The 19,285-nt window shown below is 71.2% G+C and carries 11 protein-coding genes; 1 reads left to right on the forward strand and 10 read right to left on the reverse strand.

The window, feature by feature from the left end:
• From ABZ441_RS09920 to eccD, 6 genes are all read right to left on the reverse strand, one after another.
• Window positions 1-2,649 (reverse strand): AAWKG family protein (locus ABZ441_RS09920; RefSeq protein WP_358970333.1); only part of this gene is annotated, 2,649 nt, incomplete at its 3' end.
• 128 nt (window positions 2,650-2,777) lie between these two features.
• Window positions 2,778-3,242 (reverse strand): type VII secretion system-associated protein, encoded by a 465-nt coding sequence (locus tag ABZ441_RS09925; protein WP_358970336.1) that lies wholly within the window; start codon window positions 3,240-3,242, stop codon window positions 2,778-2,780.
• Window positions 3,243-3,376: 134 nt separating this feature from the next.
• A complete protein-coding gene (locus tag ABZ441_RS09930; protein WP_358970339.1) occupies window positions 3,377-3,685 on the reverse strand; it encodes a WXG100 family type VII secretion target in 309 nt (102 codons plus the stop codon).
• A 95-nt stretch (window positions 3,686-3,780) separates the two neighbouring features.
• Entirely contained in the window at window positions 3,781-4,116 is a 336-nt protein-coding gene (locus ABZ441_RS09935; protein WP_031098256.1) for a hypothetical protein, read from the reverse strand.
• Window positions 4,117-4,584: 468 nt separating this feature from the next.
• Window positions 4,585-6,195, reverse strand: coding sequence for a type VII secretion protein EccB (eccB, locus tag ABZ441_RS09940; RefSeq protein WP_358970342.1), 1,611 nt, complete (start codon window positions 6,193-6,195; stop codon window positions 4,585-4,587).
• 47 nt (window positions 6,196-6,242) lie between these two features.
• Window positions 6,243-7,652, reverse strand: a complete 1,410-nt coding sequence (gene eccD, locus ABZ441_RS09945; protein ID WP_358970345.1) for a type VII secretion integral membrane protein EccD — start codon at window positions 7,650-7,652, stop codon at window positions 6,243-6,245.
• Window positions 7,653-8,064: 412 nt separating this feature from the next.
• On the opposite strand from eccD, the gene eccCa reads away from it, so the two are divergent.
• Window positions 8,065-12,117, forward strand: a complete 4,053-nt coding sequence (gene eccCa / locus ABZ441_RS09950; RefSeq protein WP_358970348.1) for a type VII secretion protein EccCa — start codon at window positions 8,065-8,067, stop codon at window positions 12,115-12,117.
• 66 nt (window positions 12,118-12,183) lie between these two features.
• On the opposite strand, the gene ABZ441_RS09955 is transcribed toward eccCa, so the two are convergent.
• The 4 genes from ABZ441_RS09955 to ABZ441_RS09970 all read right to left on the reverse strand — a co-directional run bounded on the left by ABZ441_RS09955 (window position 12,184) and on the right by ABZ441_RS09970 (window position 18,903).
• A complete protein-coding gene (locus ABZ441_RS09955; RefSeq protein ID WP_358970351.1) occupies window positions 12,184-13,428 on the reverse strand; it encodes a S8 family serine peptidase in 1,245 nt (414 codons plus the stop codon).
• Window positions 13,425-16,736: a right-handed parallel beta-helix repeat-containing protein gene (locus ABZ441_RS09960; protein WP_358970353.1), complete on the reverse strand. Its 3,312-nt coding sequence runs from the start codon at window positions 16,734-16,736 to the stop codon at window positions 13,425-13,427. Before ABZ441_RS09960 ends, ABZ441_RS09955 begins: the two co-directional genes overlap by 4 nt.
• A 146-nt stretch (window positions 16,737-16,882) precedes the next feature.
• On the reverse strand, window positions 16,883-18,091 hold the full coding sequence (locus ABZ441_RS09965; RefSeq protein ID WP_358970356.1) for a ricin-type beta-trefoil lectin domain protein: 1,209 nt from the start codon (window positions 18,089-18,091) through the stop codon (window positions 16,883-16,885).
• The gene (locus tag ABZ441_RS09970) at window positions 18,088-18,903 is read right to left on the reverse strand and encodes a type VII secretion system-associated protein (RefSeq protein ID WP_358970617.1); all 816 of its coding nucleotides are present in this window, start codon (window positions 18,901-18,903) and stop codon (window positions 18,088-18,090) included. Before ABZ441_RS09970 ends, ABZ441_RS09965 begins: the two co-directional genes overlap by 4 nt.
• Window positions 18,904-19,285 lie beyond the last annotated feature (382 nt).

Below are 19,285 nucleotides of genomic sequence, written 5' to 3' on the forward strand. Positions count from 1 at the left end.
GTCCGAGTTGGTGACCTTCATGCCGTCACCCAGGTCCTGCGTGGTGACGCTTCCGTCCGGATGCGTGGTGGTCAGCTGACCGGTGTCCGCGTCGAACTGCGTGCTGCTGCCGTCCGGGAAGTCGGTCGTCAGACCATTGTCACCGAGCTGGGTGCTGCCCCCGGTCGGGGTCTCCAGGGAGCCACCGGCACCGCTGTTCAGGTCACCGAGGTTACCGAGGTCGCCGATGGAGTCGGTGGGCAGTGAGGAGTTGATGTCGCCGAGGTCTCCGAGGCCGCCGTTCCCACCGTTCAGGTTGCCGAGGCTGCCGAGGTTCTCGGTCGTGACGGTGCCGTCGGGGGCCGTGGAGACGGCCTGGCCGGTCGCCGGGTCCACGACCTGCTTCGTGCCGTCGGGGAACGTGGTCGTCAGCTTCCCGTCGTCACCCAGCGAGGTCACCGACCCGTCCGGGTTCGTCACCCGTGCGCCACTGCCCAGATCCTGCGTGGTGACACTGCCGTCCGGATGCGTGGTGGTCAGCACACCGGTGTCCGCGTCGAACTGCGTGCTGCTGCCGTCCGGGAAGTCCGTCGTCAGGCCGCTCTCACCGAGCTGCGTGCTGCCCCCGGTCGGCGTGTCCAGGGAACCACCAGCCCCACCGTTCAGGCCACCGAGGCTGCCCAGGTTCTGGGTGATGGCCTGGTTGGCCGCGTCCGTGGCGTTCTTCGTGCCACCGGGGCCACCGTTGAGGTTGCCGAGACTGCCGAGGTTCTGGGACACGGGCGGCGTGACACCCAGGGGCGTCTGGTTGTCGCCACCGGGGTTGTTCACGTCGCCGAGGTTGCCGAGCTCCTCGGTGATCGTGTTGTTGAGGTCGTCGGGACCACCCGGATTGTTCAGGTTGCCGAGATCACCGTTGCTCTCGGTGACCGGCACGTTGAATAGCTCGTCGAGGTTCTGCGTGTTGACCGCGTTCGGATCGTTGAGGCCGCCGAGGCTCTCCTCCACGATCTTCTGCTGCTCCTCGGCCTCCCGCTTGGCCTCCTCCTGTTCGCGCTTCTGTTCCTCGCGCAGCTCGTCCTGGTACTGCTTGTCCTCGTCGCGCTGCTGGTTCTGCTCGTTCCTCAGATCCTCCTGGAGCTTCTTGGCCTCCTCCTGTTCCTGCTTCTGTTCCTCGCGCAGCTCGTCCTGGTACTTCTTGTCCTCCTCGCGCTGCTTGTTCTGCTCCTCGCGCAGCTCGTCCTGGAGCCTCTTGTCCTCCTCGCGCTGGAGCCGCTGCTCCTCGCGCAACTCGTCCTGGTACTTCTTGTCCTCCTCGCGCTGCTTCCTCTGCTCCTCGCGCAGCTCGTCCTGGTACTTCTTGTTCTCCTCGTTCTCCTTCTTGATCTCCTCCTTCTCCTCCTCGAGCTTCTTCTTCTCGTACTCCTCGGAGGCCGTGCTGGTCGACTTGGGCTTGGGCACGCTCTCGGCGAAGTCCTTGCCCAGGTCGAGGAAGTGGTTGTTCAGCGTCGACTGCACCCCGCGGGCGGGGGTGATCAGCAGATCGTCGACGCCCTTGTTCCAGATCTCGACCGCCTTGTCGCCGACCTTGGCCCAGTTGGCGATGTCGGTGAGGTCCCCGTAGTCGGGGTGCACCTGGGAGAACCCCTCCTTCGGACTGTGGCTGACGGTCGTCGAGTAGCGGCTGGTGTAGGACTTGATCTCCGTCTTGGCCACGTTCTCGGTGTCCACCCACTGGGCGAGGTCGTCCAGGACGTAGCGCAGCACCCGGTGCGGGTCGTAGTAAGGGGACTTCGCCCACTTCAGCCACGCCGCCAACAGTGTGTTGGCGGCGTCCACCAGGTACGAGCGTCCCAGCGACAGCGCCCGCGAGTAGAGCGTGTTGCCGGTTCCGGCCTCGTCCCCCGTGCCGGGCGAGGAGTTGAAGGTCTCGACGTAGCTGTCGTAGTTCTCGCGGACCTTCTTCAGCAGGCTCCGGAAGACCTCCGCGGCCTCGCCCTTCCAGCTGGCGTCGTCCCGGCCGAAGCGGTCCTCCCAGTCCTTCAGCAGCGGCGCCTGGTCCTTGAAGAACTTGGCCGCGAAGTCGAAGGAGTCCCCGGTCTGGTTGAACGAGTTCAGGTCCACCACGGCTTCGTCGGCCACACCGAGGTTGCTGAACCGGGCGTCCTTCGTGCCGCCTGTCAGCAGCTCGAGGAGCGCCGCCCGCGGCCCGTTCATGTACTGGGCGAGCGGGATGGTGCTCATCTTGTCCTTGTTGTAGTCCGTGAACTCGTTGCCTTCCCGGACGTCGACGTTCTTCACGTCGTCGGAGTCCGTACCGGCGAAGATGACCTCGTCCCCGGACTTCACCCGCCCTTCGAAGACGATGCGGGCCTGCATGATGGAGCGCTTCTTCCCGCTGTCGAAGAACCAGATGTCATAGTCCTCGCCCTTGTTCTGCAGGAAGCCGGAGTCCTTGACGAGCAGGCTGAGGCTGCGCTCCTTGATGTCCATCCGGAAGAGCTTGCCGCCGTGGTCGGAGCGGAGCGTGTCGAAGATGGTGGCGCGGTCCGGTACGGGATAGCCGGTGATGTGGGTGACCAGGGTGGCCCAGGTGTCGGCCGACGCTCCGCCGACGTCTTCGTACTTGTCGACGTTGCCGACGGAATTGGGATCGTACTGCTCGGGCACCGGGGACCCTTTCTGGTCGGTTGTCGTCCGCGCCGGCGCACCGCCCCGTCGTGTGGACGTGCAGCCGGGTGTCTCTCAACAGGCGTGTGGCGGACGACCGGGGCGCCGCCGTCACACGCGGCACGAGATCAGGTGTCGGTCGTCTCCGAGGATCCGCTGGTCAGCGTGTCGACCTCGTCGAAGGTCATCAGCAGCGTCTGGGCGTCGATCGCGTTCAGGTTCTTGTCCTTGGTCTTGTTGGCCTCTTCGATGGTGTCGGTGAGCGCTTCCTGCAGCTCCTTGAAGAGCTCCATCTGGTCACCGAGCAGCTTGTCGATGGCCTCGGCCGCGGTGCGGACGCCCTCGATCAGCTTGGGTCCCGAGACCAGGGTCTCGGTGGCCATCTTGCCGATGCGCAGGAGTTGCTGGCCCTGTACGAGGTTGTCCGCGGTCGTGTGCCCGTCGACGAGTTCGCCGAGCGGCCGGCTGTGGGGCGCGTCGCCGTCCTCACGGTGCTTCTTCGCCAGCTTGTAGACCGGCTGCACCTCGTTGTCCCGGAAGTTCTCCATCTGCTTGAGGTCGAAATGCTTGACGTCGGCCTTCTCACCAGCCATGGGACGTCCTCCTGCCGTTCGGTACCGGACGGGACACGGGCCGGCCGGACGAAGAGAAGTCCGGCCGGCCCCGGGGACCTGCCGTGCGGACCGTGCCGGGGCACGACGCCCCGGCACGGTCCGCACGGAAGAGCTCAGCGAGCCCGCACATTGCCCCAGTTGTCGGCGCTCTTGCGCTCGTCACGGGAGTGGTTGTCGTGGATGCTCTGGACCAGGTCACCGCTGTCGCCCAGGAGCAGGGCCATGTTCTTGGTGGCCTGGTCCCACTCCGCCTGGACTCCGCGGTACATCTGCTGGTCGTCACCCTCCCAGGACATGACGAGCGGCTTCAGCTCGTCCTCCAGGTTGTTGAGGGTCGTGATGATCTGCTGGGTCTGGCCCTTCAGTTCCTCGATCGCGTTCCGGACCGTGGAGTACTGCACATCGATGATGCCGTCGGCCATGACGTCTCCTCTCGGGTGTCCGGGCGCCGGGGCCCGGGAAGCTCACGGGTGCCGGCCTCCTCGCAAGGGGCCGGATGCCGCAGGTGGGGGGTGGGTCAGCGCAGCGCTTCGAAGACACCCTGGCTGGTCTTGCTGTTGAGCACCTCGGTCAGGTCCTGGTTCTCCTTCGCCAGGCGGTTGGCCGAGGTCACGTTCTCCTGGAGCGCGTCGATCATCTTGCTGATCTGGACGACGACCTTCTGCGCCTCGGAGTTCCAGCTGCGGAAGAGCTTCAGCAGAGCCTGGCCCTCGTCACCGCCGACGCCCGAACGCGCCGCGACCTCAGCCACGTTGTTCTGGATCTTCTCGACCGCGGCCCTGGCCGACTCCAGGGAGGAGACACCTCCCAAGCCCTTGGCATATTCCGCTTTCCTGCCGGAACCGTCCGCCATGTCACGCTCCCTTCGTTCAGGCGAGTCTCCTCGCACCGTTGCCCGCTGAGGCTAAAGAGAATCCACCGTCCGGCGCAACGGATGCAGGGAAGATTTGAGCATAGGTCAGCTCGCCGGAATCCCTGCACGGCAATGGAGTTGTCGAGATGTTTCCGCAAAATGAACATGAGTTACCCGGCCGGCAAGGGTGATGGGCCGCCAACGCCTGGTTCCGAATGATGCGGTCAGTAAACGGGCGGGCCCGCACCGGAAACGGTCATCAGGGCCGCCCGCTTCCGGTGAAACGGGCGCGGCTGCGGATCGGGCCTCCACGGGCACGGCCGTCGAAAAAGTTTGAGCAAATTCTGAGCTTTCCCATCGCGTTCGGAGCGCGGCAAATTCACCTCAGAGCGACGAGAGCGCAGCATAAAGTCACGCCCGTGCTCCCGTCTCATTCTTCGGCGCCGTACGGGCTGGTCGCCGAAGTCGTCAGGACGTGGAGCCGACCGCGGCGGACACGCCCTCCGTGGCCGCCTGGTCCACCCGGTCCGCTTCGCCCTCTCCGGCCTTCTTCCCGCCCTGTTCCTCCGGCTCGTCGGCACCGCACTGCGGAGCCGTGACCTTGGCCTGGGCGGCACCGGACGCGGCTGCCGGGTCCAGGTCGGCGCCGGTCGGGAGGGTTGCCAGCAGGGGTGCGGGTACCGAGCTGATGTCTCCGTCCGCGTAGCCGAGCGCCGCCAGGGAGTCCTTGGCCGAAACCCGGTACTTCACGCCGTTCTCCGCCACCAGGTAGGTGGTGCCGGCGTGCGCGGCACCACTCGCGTGCAGGGCACGGACGAGGGCTCCGTGCCCGGGACGCACCACCGTGGCGTCCGTCCTGACACAGGCCGCCTTCAGCGGCTGGGCGGTTCCCTCCGACACGGCGACCGGGGCGAGCTCGGCCAGCGGGACCAGCACCGACTTGATCCGCGCGCCACCGTTGCCGCCGTCCACCTGCGCGCAGAGCGCGGTACCGCGCGGCGCCGACTGCGGGACCGGTGGCGTCTCGGGCAGCTCGGCGGACCCGGCGGTGCCGGAGTCCTCCGCCCTGTGCTCGCGCAGCGCGTCCGCGCCGAGGGCGCGCGCCTCGGGCGACCGCCCCTCGTAGGCGTCCTTCTGGGTGGCCGGGTCGCCCAGCACGAGCGCGGCACCGAGCCGGGTCAGCGGCACCAGGCCGTCCTCCCGCAACAGGTGGTACGTACTGCCTCCGCCGGGCACGCTGACCTTGAACAGCTGGCCGGTCCGGCTGGCTTCACCGCCGAGCACCGGCCCTTCCCCGCCACGCCCCTCGACCTCGGGCGGTTTCAGGGCGGGGCCGGGGGCCAGGGCGTCGAGGAAGGCCGCCGAGACCGGCATGGGCCGCTCGGAGCCGTAACCGAGGGCGGTACGGGCGTCCGAGGCGCGGTCCAGCGCCAGCCTGCTGCCCCGCCAGACCAGGTACTCGGTGCGGTCCGGGCCGCGCACGAGCACCCCGCGGTCGGCGCCCACTCCGCGGGAGTCCAGGGGTGCCCCGGCGACCACGGTGGTGGCGCCCGGCTTCTCCACCCCGGCGACCGCCACGGCACCGGAGGTGCTGGCCAGCGCCCCGCCCGGCCCGGTGACGCACATGTGCCAGGCACCTTCGTCGAGCTGTGCCGGTCCGGGCAGGGTGTCCGGCGCGCCGGGGATGCCGGCCGGGGAACCCACGGGGATGTCCTGCAGCGAGGCGGTGGCGACGTCCACGGTGGGGAGGTCAGAGCCGCCGATCAGGCGCGCCGAGGCGTAGTTGCGCACGGGGTGCAGCACGCCGTCGGTGCCGGTCCACAGGTACCGGGCGCCGGTGTCCCTGTTGACCACCAGGTTCCTCGCGTCACGCCAGCCGTCGTTGCCGCCGGGGCGCAGCAACCCGTACACGGTGGCGCCCGCACCGATCAGGACGGTCACCAGCACACCGAAGACCACGCCCCGGGTGGTGCGCCCGAGCGGGCTCTCCGGGGCGTCCGGGTCGGCCGTGAGCAGGCCCGAGCTGAGCCTGCCCATCATGAAACCGTGGGCCTGTACCTGGTCGCGCTTGGACTGCACAGCCTCTCCTCAACTCGTTCTCGTGTAACGGCGTCCGACTGTCGTCATCAGCCGAACAGGCCGCGCAGCCAGCCGAAGAGCCCCGCCACCCACAGGGTGAACGGCAGCAGCGCGACGGCGAGGCCGGTGTGCGCCAGCTCCGCCGCTCGGCCCCAGTACGGGAGCACCCGGCGGCCGGGCAGCGTCCAGGACGCGGTCACGAGTCCGGCCGCCGCGGCGAGCAGCACGCCGAAGACCACGACCCGGCCGTCGGCTCCGCTGTCGAACGCCCAGGCCCGGGCCATCAGCAGCAGTCCCAGGATGCCGGGCAGCGCCAGCGTCAGCCGCTGTCCGATGTGCACCAGACCCCGGCAGTGAAGGAGCAGCAGGAGGCTCAGCGAGAGTCCGGTCAGCACCTCGGGCAGGTTCGGTTTCTCGGCGAGGACCACCAGGGCGGCCGCGGCGATGGTGCCGGTGCCGGCGAAGAGCGCGGTGACCCAGCGTCCGGCCAGTTCGGTGCGTTCGGCGACCTCGTCACCCACGTAGGGGTCGATGCCCTCCTGGAGCTGTCCGGCGGTGGACGGTAGCGCCGGCATCCGCATCCCGGCCAGTTTGAAGGCGAAGGGGGCCACCGCCCCGGCGGCGAGGACGATCACCGTCGCCACCAGCGCCACGGCGGCCGGCACGTCCAGGCCGGTGTATCCCATCAGTGCCCCGGCGATCGCCGTGGCCACCGCGACCATCGCGGTGGCCAGCAGGGCAGGGGCGCCGACCGCGGTGGCGGCGAGCGCGAGGACCGCGCCGCCCGCACCCGCGGCGCCCGCGGCCAGCAGCCGGGCGCCGGCGACCTGCTCCGCGTCGGGGCCGGTCAGGTCTCCACCGGGCAGCACCCAGCCGACCAGCGCCAGGCACGGTGCGACCAGCAGGCCGAGCGCGGTCGCGGAGAGGCGGTCACCGACCGCGCGGCTGGCGGAGCCCGCCCCCGCGAGCAGGAGCAGCCCGACCACGGCCGCGCAGGCCGCCCGGGAAGCGCCCGAACCGGTCGTCACCCCCGGCCAGAAGACCAGCACGAGGGCGGTCACCACGGTCGCCACCGCGGTGCCCACCAGCAGGCCGCGGGCCGCGCCTGGAGACCACGTGCGCAGCCGTCGGCCCACGGTCTCGGCTATGCCGTCCACCAGGTCGTCGAGCCGCGCCTCGGGCAGCGCCTCGGTATGCGGGCGCAGGTAGAGGACGGTGCCGTCGGCCAGCCCGGCCCGCGCCAGGGTGGTCTCCTCGTCGAGCGGGGCGTCACCCAGCCGCTGGAGTACCCAGCCGGCGTGGTCGAGTCCGGCCTCCTCGGCCTCCTCGCCGACGTAACGCAGCAGTGTGGGCAGCAGATCGGCGACCGGTACGTCGGCGGGGACCGCCAGATCGATGCTGACGCTCGGTGCACGTACGGTCAGGCGGCACGATTCGGCCACCGCGCTGTCGGTCATCAGCTGAACTCTCGTCTTCCGAAAGGCTTTGACAGGGAGGACTTCCCCGCGAGAGGGGATGTGCGAACAGTACGGAAGGTCCGCACGGCCGCGAACCGGGGGGCCGGGCACGGAATTTGCCTCCGCGGGGCCCGGCGACGACCACTCCCGCGTGGACAGGTCGCGTTCCGTGAATGCACACTACTGCCTACGACCACTGGGTCGTGCTGCGGACCGGACGCCATTTATCCGGTATGTGGTTGGCCATCATGGAAGTTGACCGCACCCGGCCATCCGCCCGAAACATTCATCCGGCGTTCACCGCGCGTCACGCGGGGCCCGGAGAATCAGTGCGGTGCGGCCTTTTCCACCGCCGGCTGCGCCGGAATTTCGGTGCGGGCCGGAGAGTCAGTGAACCGGAGGTTCTGTTCCCTTGAGTGTCGTGCTGTTTCGTCGCCCGGCCCGCAGGCGCGGGCCGGAGATGCCCGAAGGGCAATTGACCCTCCAGGAGCCGCCGGTCCTCGCCGAGACGGTGCCCGACACCTCGGCGATCTGGACCTATCTGCCGATGGCGTTGATGTCGGTGTCGATGATGCTGATGTTCCTGCGCCCCGGCGGCGGGAACGGCGTCTTCATGTACCTGGCGATGGGCGTCATGGCGCTCTCCGCCGGTGCCATGCTGCTGGGCCAGCTGATGCGCCGCTCCAGCGAGCGCAAGCAGCGCCTCAAGGGTGAACGCCGCGACTACCTGCGGTACCTGGCGCAGATCCGCAAGCGGGTCCGTACCACCATCACGGAGCAGCAGCGGGCGCTCGCCTGGCGCCACCCGGAGCCCTCGTCGCTGCGCTCGCTGGCCCGCACGTCACGTCTGTGGGAACGCCGCCCGGCCGACGAGGACTTCGGCGAGGTGCGGCTCGCGGTCGGCGAGCAGCAGCTCGCACTCACCCTGAACCCGGTCTCCACCCGCCCGGTGGAGGACCTCGAACCCCTCTGCGCGCACGCCCTGCGCCGTTTCGTACGCGCCTACTCCACCATCCCCGGGCAACCCCTCGGCCTCTACCTGCGTTCCTCCGCCCGGATCCTGCTGCGCCCCGAGGAGACACCCGGCCAGGACACCTCCGAGCCGGGCACCACGGCGTCCGGGGAGGCCGTCGAGGGGCCCGGCACCGAGGCGGTACGCGCCCTGGTGCGCGCCATGCTCGGGCAGCTCGCGGTGTTCCACGCACCCGAGGAGCTGTGGATCGCCCTCTGCGTCAGCGACGAGCGGCGGCCCGACTGGGAATGGGTCAAGTGGCTTCCTCACACACTGGACCCGTACGAGGAGGACGGCGCCGGCCAGGCCCGCCGGATCACCGCCGACGTCACCGAACTCGACGACCTCCTCGGTGCCGAGTTCGCCGAGCGTCCCGGCTTCGACCCGGAAGCCCGCCCCGGCCGCGACGAGCCCTACACGATCGTCGTCCTGGACGGCATCACCGTGCCCGAGGGCCACCGCTGGGAGGGGCACGGCTACCGCAACGCCCTGATCCTCGACATATCCGGGGCGCTGCGCTGGCGCCCCGGCCGCAACACCCTGAGGCTGACCGTCGGCACCGACCAGGTGAGCCTGGTGCGCACCGACCGCAGCCGCAAGGAGCGTTCCGTACCGCTCGGCCGGCCCGACCGGCTCGGCCTCCTCGGCGCGGAGTCGCTGGCCCGGCTGATCACCCCCCGCCGGATGAGCCTGGGCACGGACATCGCGCAGCCGATGGACACGGACGTGGAGCTGACCACGCTGCTCGGCATCCCCGACCTGCACCGGCACGACCCGCACACCCTCTTCAACCGGCACACCGGCTCCACGCGGCTGCGGGTGCCGATCGCGGTCGGCGTGGACGGCCGCCCGGTGGACCTCGACATCAAGGAGTCGGCGCAGGGAGGCATGGGCCCGCACGGCATGCTCATCGGTGCCACCGGCTCCGGCAAGAGCGAGCTGCTGCGCACCCTCGTCCTCGGTCTCGCCCTGACCAACTCCTCCGAGACCCTCAACTTCATCCTGGTCGACTTCAAGGGCGGGGCCACCTTCCTCGGCCTGGAGGAACTCCCGCACACCTCCGCCGTCATCACCAACCTCGCCGACGAGGTGGCCCTGGTCGAGCGCATGCAGGACGCCCTGCACGGTGAACTCATCCGGCGCCAGGAACTGCTGCGCTCCGCCGGCAACTACACCTCCGCCCTGGAGTACGAGCGCGCCCGCGCCGGGGGTACGGACCTCACCCCGCTGCCCAGCCTCTTCGTGGTGGTCGACGAGTTCAGTGAGCTGCTGTCCGCGCACCGGGAGTTCATGGACCTGTTCGTGATGATCGGCCGGCTCGGCCGCTCCCTCGGGGTGCATCTGCTGCTGGCCTCGCAGCGCCTGGACGAGGGCCGCATGCACCAGCTCGAGAGCCACCTGTCGTACCGCATCGGTCTGCGTACCTTCTCCGCCATGGAGAGCCGCGGCGTGCTCGGCGTACCCGACGCCTACGAGCTGCCGGCCCAGCCGGGCAGCGGATACCTGAAGTCCGGGGTGGAGGCCCTCACGCGTTTCCGTGCCGCCTACTCCTCCGGTACGTACGGGCGCCGCACCGGTGCGGTGGTCCAGGCCCGGGTGGCCAGCCAGGTGGTGCCGTGGACCAGCGGCTGGGTGGTGCCGCGCACCCTGGACCCGGCTACCGAGCCGGAGCCGGAAGCCGAGGAGACGGGCGAGGAGGAGGCCCTGCTCGACGTGGCCCTCGACCGGCTGCGCGGCTCCGGCCCCGCCGCCCACCGGGTGTGGCTGCCTCCGCTGGACGAGCCCTCCCCGCTGGACGTCCTGCTGCCCGGCATCGCCCCCGACCCGGAGCGCGGCCTGACCGCCGCCGGGTGGCCGGGCACCGGTCGGCTGCGGGTCCCCGTCGGTCTCGTGGACAAGCCCTTCGAGCAGCGCCGCGACCCGCTGGTCGTGGACCTCTCCGGAGCCGGCGGCCACGTCGCCGTCGCGGGCGGTTCGCAGAGCGGCAAGTCCACACTGGCCCGCACGCTGATCGCCGCCCTCGCCCTCACCCACACTCCGGCCGAGATCCAGTTCTACTGCCTCGACTTCGGCGGCGGCGGCCTCTCGCAGCTCGCCGCCCTTCCGCACGTCGGCGGGGTCGCGGCACGGCTCAACCCGGAGCGGGTGCACCGGGCCGTCGCCGAGGTGATGACGCTGCTCGCCCGCCGCGAGCAGTTCTTCGTGGACCACACGCTCGACTCCATGCAGTCCTACCGACGCCGCCGGGCCGCCGGGGAGTTCCCCGACGAGCCCTTCGGCGACGTGTTCATGGTGGTCGACGGCTGGTCCACGGTCCGCCAGGACTACGACGACCTGATCCCGAAGTTCAACGAACTCGCCGCCCGGGGACTCAACTACGGCATCCACCTGATCATCACCACCACCCGCTGGGTCGAGCTGTCCGCCCAGGTCCGTGACCAGGCGGCCACCCGCCTCGAACTGCGGATGGGTGACCCGATGGACTCCGAGATCGACACCCGCAAGGCCCGTTCGGTGCCGCGCAGCGGTGGCCGCGGCATCACCGCCGACAGCAAGATGCACTTCCTCGCCGGCCTCCCCCGGCTGGACGGGAGCGGCTCCCTCGACGACCTCGGCGAGGGAGTCACGCACCTGGTCGCGGAGATCTCCCGGCACTGGACGGGGGCACCCGCGCCGCAGGTCCGGATGCTGCCGCACAGGCTCCCGGCCGCCGAGCTCCCCGCGCCCGAGGCCACCGAGGGCGGCGGCATGCGTATCCCGCTCGGCATCGACCAGGACGCACTGGAACCGGTCTGGCACGACTTCAGCCGTACGCCGCACCTGATCGTTGTCGGCGACACCGAGAGCGGCAAGACCAACCTGCTGCGCGGCATCACCAGGAACATAACCGCCCGCTACACCCCGGAGGAGGCGAAGATCATCGCGGTGGACTACCGCCGCACCCTGGTCGGCGCCATTCCCGAGGAGTACCGCATCGGGCACGTGATCTCCCTGGACAACCTCAAGGAGACCATCGAGGGCGCGGCCCGCGCGATGAAGGCCCGCGTCCCCGGCGCCGACATCGCACCCGCCCGTATGCGCCGGTGCGACTGGTGGACCGGCCCCCGCCTGTTCGTCCTGGTCGACGACTACGACATGGTCTCCGGCAACTCCTTCCAGAGTCCCTTCGAACCGCTCTTCGAGAATCTGACCCTGGGCTTCGAGATGGGTCTGCACCTGGTCGTCGCCCGCAGTGCCATGGGCGCCGGCCGCGGCCTCAGCGACGGGCTCATCCGCCGGCTCGACGAGGCCAACAACCCGGCGGTCCTGCTCTCCTGCCCGCCCACCGAGGGCCGCCTCTTCGGTGACGCGAAGCCCCTCAACCTCCCGCCGGGCCGGGCCCTCCACATCGCCCGCCGCCGGCCGCGTCTCATGCAGACGGCGCTGGTGGAGGAGAGTCGGAGCGAGGACTGAGAGACCGCGGAACGACGACACCCTCCTGAGGCGTACCTCAGGAGGGTGTCGTCGTCGGGCCCGGGATCAGTCCGACGCTGTGCCGGCCGCGCCTGCCGGGCGCCACCCCCGGGCGCGTGCCCGGGACAGGGCGAAACCGGCCCAGAGGACGGCGAGAACGGCGGCGGAGCCCAGCAGGACGAAGAGGGTGGCCCGGCCGGTGGCGCGGTCGGCGGCGGAGGTGTCGCGGACGGTCACGGGTTGCGCGGCATCCTCGTCGCCTGCGGACGCGGCGGCACCGAGGACGGTGGTGACGGCGGCGTAGGCGTCCAGCTGTGGGATGTCGGCGGGGTAGGCGGTGGCCGTCAGACGGCGGACGACGTCGTCCGGCGAGGCGTCGGGGTGGGCGGCGCGGACGGCCGCTGCGGCCCCTGCGGCGTAGGCGGTGGCCACCTGGACGCCGCCGCCGAGGTAGTGGCCCGTGCCGCGCGGGCCGCCGGAGACCACCCCGGCGCCCGGGGCGGCCAGGTCGACGCCGTCGGTGGGCAGGGAGCCGTCCGGGCGGGCACCGCCGGGAAGCATGTCGGCGACCGAGATGACGCCGGGGTCACCGGCCGGATAGTACGTGCGGGACGGGATCTCGTCGGTCCCACCCCTGGACGGCGGGTCCGGGGTGGCCGCCGCGACCACGACCGCGCCCGCGCGGCGGGCCTCCGCGACGGCGCTGCTCAGCGCCGCGTCCTGGCGCGGCAGGGCCACCGCCACCGCTATCACCCCGGCCCGGGCCTCGGTCGCCGCACGCAGCGCGTCCACCACCAGGTCCGCGCTCGCCCCGCCGCTTCGGTCGGTGCCGCGCAGAGCCAGGATCTTCGCACCCGGGGCCACTCCGGCCAGGCGGGGGCTCTCCCCGCCTGTCCCGGCGATCAGCCCGGCCAGGAACGTACCGTTTCCGACGCAGTCGTCAGCGGCCGCACCGGCGGCGGTGACCCGGCCCTTGAGCCCGGCCGCGCCGGGGTCGACACCGGTGCCGATCAGCGCGACGGTCACCCCGGCACCGGTGCTGTGCTGGTGCAGTCGGTCCAGGTCGAGGCGCTGGCGCGACCAGTCCTGCTTCTTCGCCGTCTCGCGGGAGGCCGGGGTGCAGACCACCTCGTCGGCCTCGGGGTCGAGGGCGGAGGGCATACCGGGCAGTTCCTGGCCCTTCTTCCCGTCGGCCGCGGGGACGCGCGAGGGGGGCGCCGCCTGCGCCGGAACGGCGGTGGGCAGCAGCAGTGCGGCGGCAAGGCCGGCACCGGAGAGCAGGCGGGCGGCCCCGTTGCCGGGAGGCTTCATCGGGATGCCACCTTCGGTGCCGCGGCCGTGACGTCGGCGGGGAGGAGGACGCGCAGGTCGTCCAGGGTCGGCGCGGCCAGCGAACTGAGCCGTCCCGCCTGGCGGGTGACCATGGACTCGACCACCTGACGGGCCAGCCGGGCGTTGCCGAAGGAGCGGTCCCTGGGCATCGCGTCGAAGTACTCCTTGAGCAGCGGGCCGGTGCCGGGTCCGCACTCGTAGCCCATGTTCGCGGCCTGGGTGCGCACGATGGTGACCAGCTCCTCCGAGGAGTAGTCGGCGAACGCGATCCTGCGCGGGAAGCGGGAGGAGAGGCCCGGGTTGGAGCCGAGGAAGCGTTCCATCTCGTCGGTGTAGCCGGCGACGATGACGACCACCTCGTCGCGGTGGTCCTCCATCAGCTTCAGCAGGGTGTCCACGGCCTCCTGGCCGAAGTCGGCGCCGCCGCCACGTGGGGTGAGGGTGTACGCCTCGTCGATGAACAGGACACCTCCGCGGGCCCGTTCGAAGACCTCGCGGGTGAGCTGTGCGGTGTGCCCGATGTAGCGGCCGACCAGGTCGGCGCGGGCCGCCTCGACCAGCTGGCCCCGGTCGAGGACCCCGAGCTGGGTCAGGACCTCCCCGTAGAGGCGGGCGACGGTGGTCTTGCCGGTACCGGGCGGGCCCGTGAAGACCAGGTGGTTGCTGAGCGAGGGGACCGGCAGCCCTGCGGCGGCACGGTGGCGGGCCGTGGTGATGAGGTTGACCAGGTCCGCGACCTCGCGCTTCACCTCGGCGAGGCCGATCATGTCGCCGAGGCGGGTCAGCGGGTCGTCGTCCGGCACGGCGGTGCCGGTGGCCGACGCCGCGGCGGTCGCGGAGACGTCGTCCGGCAGCAGGAGCCGCAGATCGTGCTCACTGACCTGTGGCTGCTCGGCGAGCCGGACCGCCTGTCTGTCCACCATCTCCTCGAACACCCCGCGTGCGGCACGGCCGTTGCCGAATCCGGCGTCCCGTGGCATCGCCTCGAAGTGCGCGGCCAGGGCCGCGGCGGTGCCCTCACCCAGCTCGTACTGGTGCTGGGTGCACATGCTCTCCATGATCGCGACCAGGTCGGGCACGGAGTAGTTCTCGAACTCGACGGTCCTCGAGAAGCGGGAGGCCAGGCCCGGGTTGGAGGCGAGGAAGGCGTCCATCTCGCGGGAGTAGCCGGCCGCGACCACCACCACGTCGTCGCGGTGGTCCTCCATCAGCTTCAGCAGGGTGTCCACGGCCTCCCGGCCGAAGTCGGCGCCGCCGTTGCCGCTGTCGGAGGCGAGCGTGTACGCCTCGTCGACGAACAGGACGCCGCCGAGGGCCCGCTGGAAGGTCTCCGTGGTCTTGATCGCGGTGCCGCCGACGACCTGGGCGACGAGGTCGGCGCGCGAGACCTCCACCAGGTGCCCGCTGCGCAGCGAGCCCAGCTCGGCGAGGATCGCGCCGAAGAGGCGGGCGACGGTGGTCTTTCCGGTGCCGGGCGGACCGGCGAAGATGAGATGTCTACTCATCGGCGGGGCGGACATACCGAGCTGTTCACGGCGCTGGGCGAGCTGGGTCAGGTTGACCAGGGTGCGCACCTGCTGCTTGACGTTCTCCAGGCCGATCAGCGCGTTGAGGGCGCCGAGCGGGCCGTCCGCGCGGTCCGGCGGGGGCGCGTCCGCGGCGCCGGAGCCGGCCGGGTCGGTGTTCTCGGCGCTGCCGGTGCCCCAGGCGTCCCGCTTGCCGTTGCTCACGCTGTTCAGCCCGTCCACCGCGAGCCGCTCGCCGGGGGCGGTCTGGACCAGGCCGCCGCCCTCGTTCTCCCGCGCGAGGCAGTTCACGAGCGAGACCGGCGCGGTGGACTCCACCCGGAAGCCGTCCTGGGAACCGCCGGTGGCCTCGCATCCGCTGAGTGAGGCGAGCGCGCCCTCACGGATCAGGTAGGCATGCCCCTTCGGGGCGTGCACGGCGGTGCGGTTGGCCGTCAGCTCGCCGCCCCCGGCGACCACCACGCCCTCCTCGCCGGATATCTCGACGCGGAAGTCGCGGACGGTGACGTTGCCGCCGTCCTCCACGACCAGGCCGCTAGTGGCGGTGTCGGAGACCCCGCCGCCGGCCAGGTAGAGGATGCTGCCGGAGGCCACGCGCACACCCGCGCCCTTCGGACGCACGATCTCGCAGTCCTCGGCGCGGCCACGGGCGTCCTTGGTCACCGTGATGCCGTCGCCGGAGGGCTCCACCAGCCGGGCCCGGCGCAGCAGCGGGTTGGCGCCGCCGACCACCGCGACCGCGGGCGAACCGCCGATCACCTCCAGGCGGTCCAGCTCCGGTGCCGAGTCCTCCTCCAGGAGCAGTCCGGGACCGTCGCAGTCGCGGACCGTCAGGCCGGTCAGTGCCGGGGACGCGGCCCCGGCGACCCGCAGTGCCGCGCCCTGCGCGCCGTCCACCCAGCAGTCCTCGAAGGTGCCGCGGGAGCGGTCGGTGACCAGCACGCCGTGGCCGCGGGCGCGCGAGACGCGGCAGCGCCGCAGCACCGGGTCGGTGCCCCCGGCCAGTGCGATCCCGTTCCCGGAGGCCCCGGTGACGCGGACGTCCTCCAGGGTCGTACGGCCCGAGCTGCTCAGGTGCACGCCGGTGCTGGTGTCGTGCACCACGGTGCGGACCACCGAGACGGTGCAGTTCCCCTCCAGGGCGATGGAGGGCTTGTCGGTGGAGGAGATGTCGCAGTCCTCGACGTTGCCGCGGGTCTCGCCGTTGGCGAGCAGGCCGTTGCCGCGGGCGTCGCGCACCGTGCAGTCACGCATGCGTGCCTCGCCCTGCTCGGCGAGGACCAGGCCGCTGGTGCCCAGGTGTTCGAGCGTGCAGGACTCCACGGTGGTGGGGGTGGTCGAGGTCACCACGATGCCCGCGCCCTGCGGGTTGCTCACCCGGCAGTTCCGCAGCGCGAGAGAACCCGTCCCCCCGGCGAGCATCGCGGTCCAGGCGGCGCCGACGATCTCGCAGCCGTCGAACGCGGCCTGCCCGCGCCGCACGTCCACGGCCGGCAGCTCGGCGTCGCCGCCCCGGAGGGTCAGCTCGGAGAGCATCACCGCGTCGGCGCGCAACGCGACCACGCTGCCCGAACGCGGCCTGATCTCCACCGTGCCCCGCCCCTCGGCGGCGGTGAGGGTGACCCTGGTGTGGATCACCAGGTTCTCGGCGTACGTCCCGGGCCGGATGCTGATGAGCGCCCCTGTGCGGGCTGCGGCGAGTGCCTCACCGATCGTCGAGAAGCGGTCGGCGGGGCCGACCGACAGTACCTGGCGCGACACGCACCAACCTCCTTGCTACGGCGGCGTCTTCTGCGGACTCCCCCATTTCGCCGGGGGCGCGTGTCGGCGAGCCGACGATGCCATCATGCCTCGTCCCGGTGCGTACGGGTTCCGGGAGCGGTCCTCCCGGCGTCGAGACGTTGTGGTCAGGTGCTCCACTTCTGGGCTGAATTGCCCGAGCAGTGCAACAACTGCAGCGATGCCCCGCTGTTCCGGTTGGCTCCCGCGATGTCGACGCACATGCCGACGACGGTGTTGACCAGATCGTGGGCGCCGTTCAGGGCGAACTTCTGGGCGGCGTTGCCGTTGCACCAGGCGATCTGGATGGGGGTGCCGTCGCTGAAGTTGGCGTTGGCCACGTCCAGACACAGGCCCTTGATGCGGATGGTGCCGTCGGAGGCGAACTGCCACTTCTGCGCGGGGGCGCCGTTGCAGTCCCACACGTGGAGTGCCTTGCCGTCACTGAAGTCGTGGCCCGGTACGTCGATGCAACGGCCCGAAAGGTGACTGCGGAAGGAGACGGGCCCACTGAGGGTCACGGCAGGAGCGGCCTTCACGGGCTGCTTCTTGGCGCCGTCGGACTTCTTCTCCGCACTCTCCTTCTTGGGCTGTTCCTCCGGTTCGGCGGCCTTCTTCGGCACGTCCTTCGACTTCTCCGGCACCGGAACCTTCTCCACCGGCTTCTCGGCCACCGGCTCGTCGGCGTCCTTCTTCTTGTCCTCGGCCGGAGAGGTGGTCTCGGCCGGGGTCACCGCGAAGTCACCCGGTGCCTCCGGCCCGCTCCCGTCGAGCACGGTCCCGGCCGCGGCCACCGACGGCTGCTCGGGGCCCTTGTCGTCGTTCCCGACGAGGATCAGGAAGGGCACCGACACGAGCAGCGCCCCCGCGACCGCGGCCCCGGCCAGCACCGCCTTGCCGGGCCTGCCCACGGTGCCGGCATCCTGCTCCGGCCTGCCGATCGCGGTCGCGGTCATGGTCCGCACGAGTGCGGGCAGCCGGCTCTGCGCGGCGGCGGTGCCGCCGTGGTCGGCCTCGGACTCGGAATCGGACCGGTCGCCGGCTTCGGGGTCGGCCGTCGTGCCCGCCGCAGGTCCTGCGGGTTTTTTTCCCGTCGTGCCGGGCTCCTTCGCAGCCTCTCCCGAGGCCTTCTCGGCTCCTCCGGACGCTTTTTCGGCCTCCGTGGTCCGCGTACCGGCCTTCCCTGCGTCCGCCCCGGTCGCCGGCCCTGCGGATCCGGACGTGGGTGCGGCTGGGGCGGTGGGCGCGGTGCCGACGGCCGACTCCTCGCCGCCGGAGGCGGAGGACTCGACGCGTGCCTTCGGGGAGGCGGGGGGGTGCTGGGACGAACTCGTCACGGGGTCCTCCCTGTGGTGGGGGGCAGTTGGTCGGATGAGCTGGCGGTCCGGTCCGCGGCGGGTGCCGCCGAGGCGGTCCCGACGTGGTCCGCGGTACCGGTGACTGCGGCGGAGCCGTACTCCGCTTCGGACGCCCACGTGTCGCCCGCGGCGTCCGCAGGGCCGGGAAGGCTCTCCGCCGGGACGAGCAACGGGGCCGCGGCTCCCGCGTTGACCATCAGCATCGTGCCGGGATCCTTCAGTGAGCGGGCCAGTTCCCGTACCGGCAGCGTGTCATGGTGAAGTGCCGACGACATGAACTCGTGTGCGGGCGAGGTGAACAACAGGACCACCGGTGCGCCGTCCTGCCCGGTGGCCGTCAACGGCCCGCCGTCCTGTCCGCGCACCACGGTGACGTCCGCCGCCGCGAGCGCCGAGAGCGCCTCATCCACCGAGCCGTAGCCGGTGGCGGCCCGCTGCGCGGCGGCGTCCACCGGATCGGTGGGCTCCGGCCAGCCGAGCACCCGTGCCGAGGGCCGGTACGCCGGGTTGGCGCGGTACTCCCCGACGCCGCCGCTCGCGTCCGACTGCCACTCCCCCAGCACCGCCCACTCGGCCGGCGTGCCTTCCTCTGTCCATTCGGGGTCCACCACACCGACCCAGTGCCCCGGAGCACGGCGAGCGGCGGCCTTCACGGCCTCGGGTATCTGGGAGGTGTCGGCGGCAACGGTGTCCCCGGTGACGGCCGCCCCGGGTTCGGCGGCCGGATCCGAGGCTTCGGGCATGACGAACGGGGCGCCGTTCGCGCCCTCTTGTCGCTCTCCGGGCCGCATTTCCACCTGAACTCTTGGGTCTGTACGAATTCTCGGCTGTTGAAACGCCAGGCGCGCACGCCGACATTGATCAGATCGGGGAGCCAACAGGATGTCATACGAGTCCTGCCCATGGGAGTTCGGAGTGGGTCCGTTTGGGCCGCTGACGTGCCCGCTTCCTGACCGGATGGAGAACTTTCCGGGAGCAGTGAGGCAGAGGAGGACAAAGTGACGGTGGGTGTCGGAGTGCGGGCGCGGCCCTTCTCGCCGCGACGGGCTACGTTGTGTACGCCATCGGCCTCTTCGACGTGCAGCGCCTCACGGCCCGGACGTCCGGACCGGGCCGCACGGCACACCCTCACAGTTCGGAAAGGCGTCGGACCAGCGGCCGCCACCGCGCCGG

Origin of the sequence: Streptomyces sp. NPDC005752, assembly GCF_040630715.1 — a bacterium.
Lineage (GTDB): Bacteria > Actinomycetota > Actinomycetes > Streptomycetales > Streptomycetaceae > Streptomyces.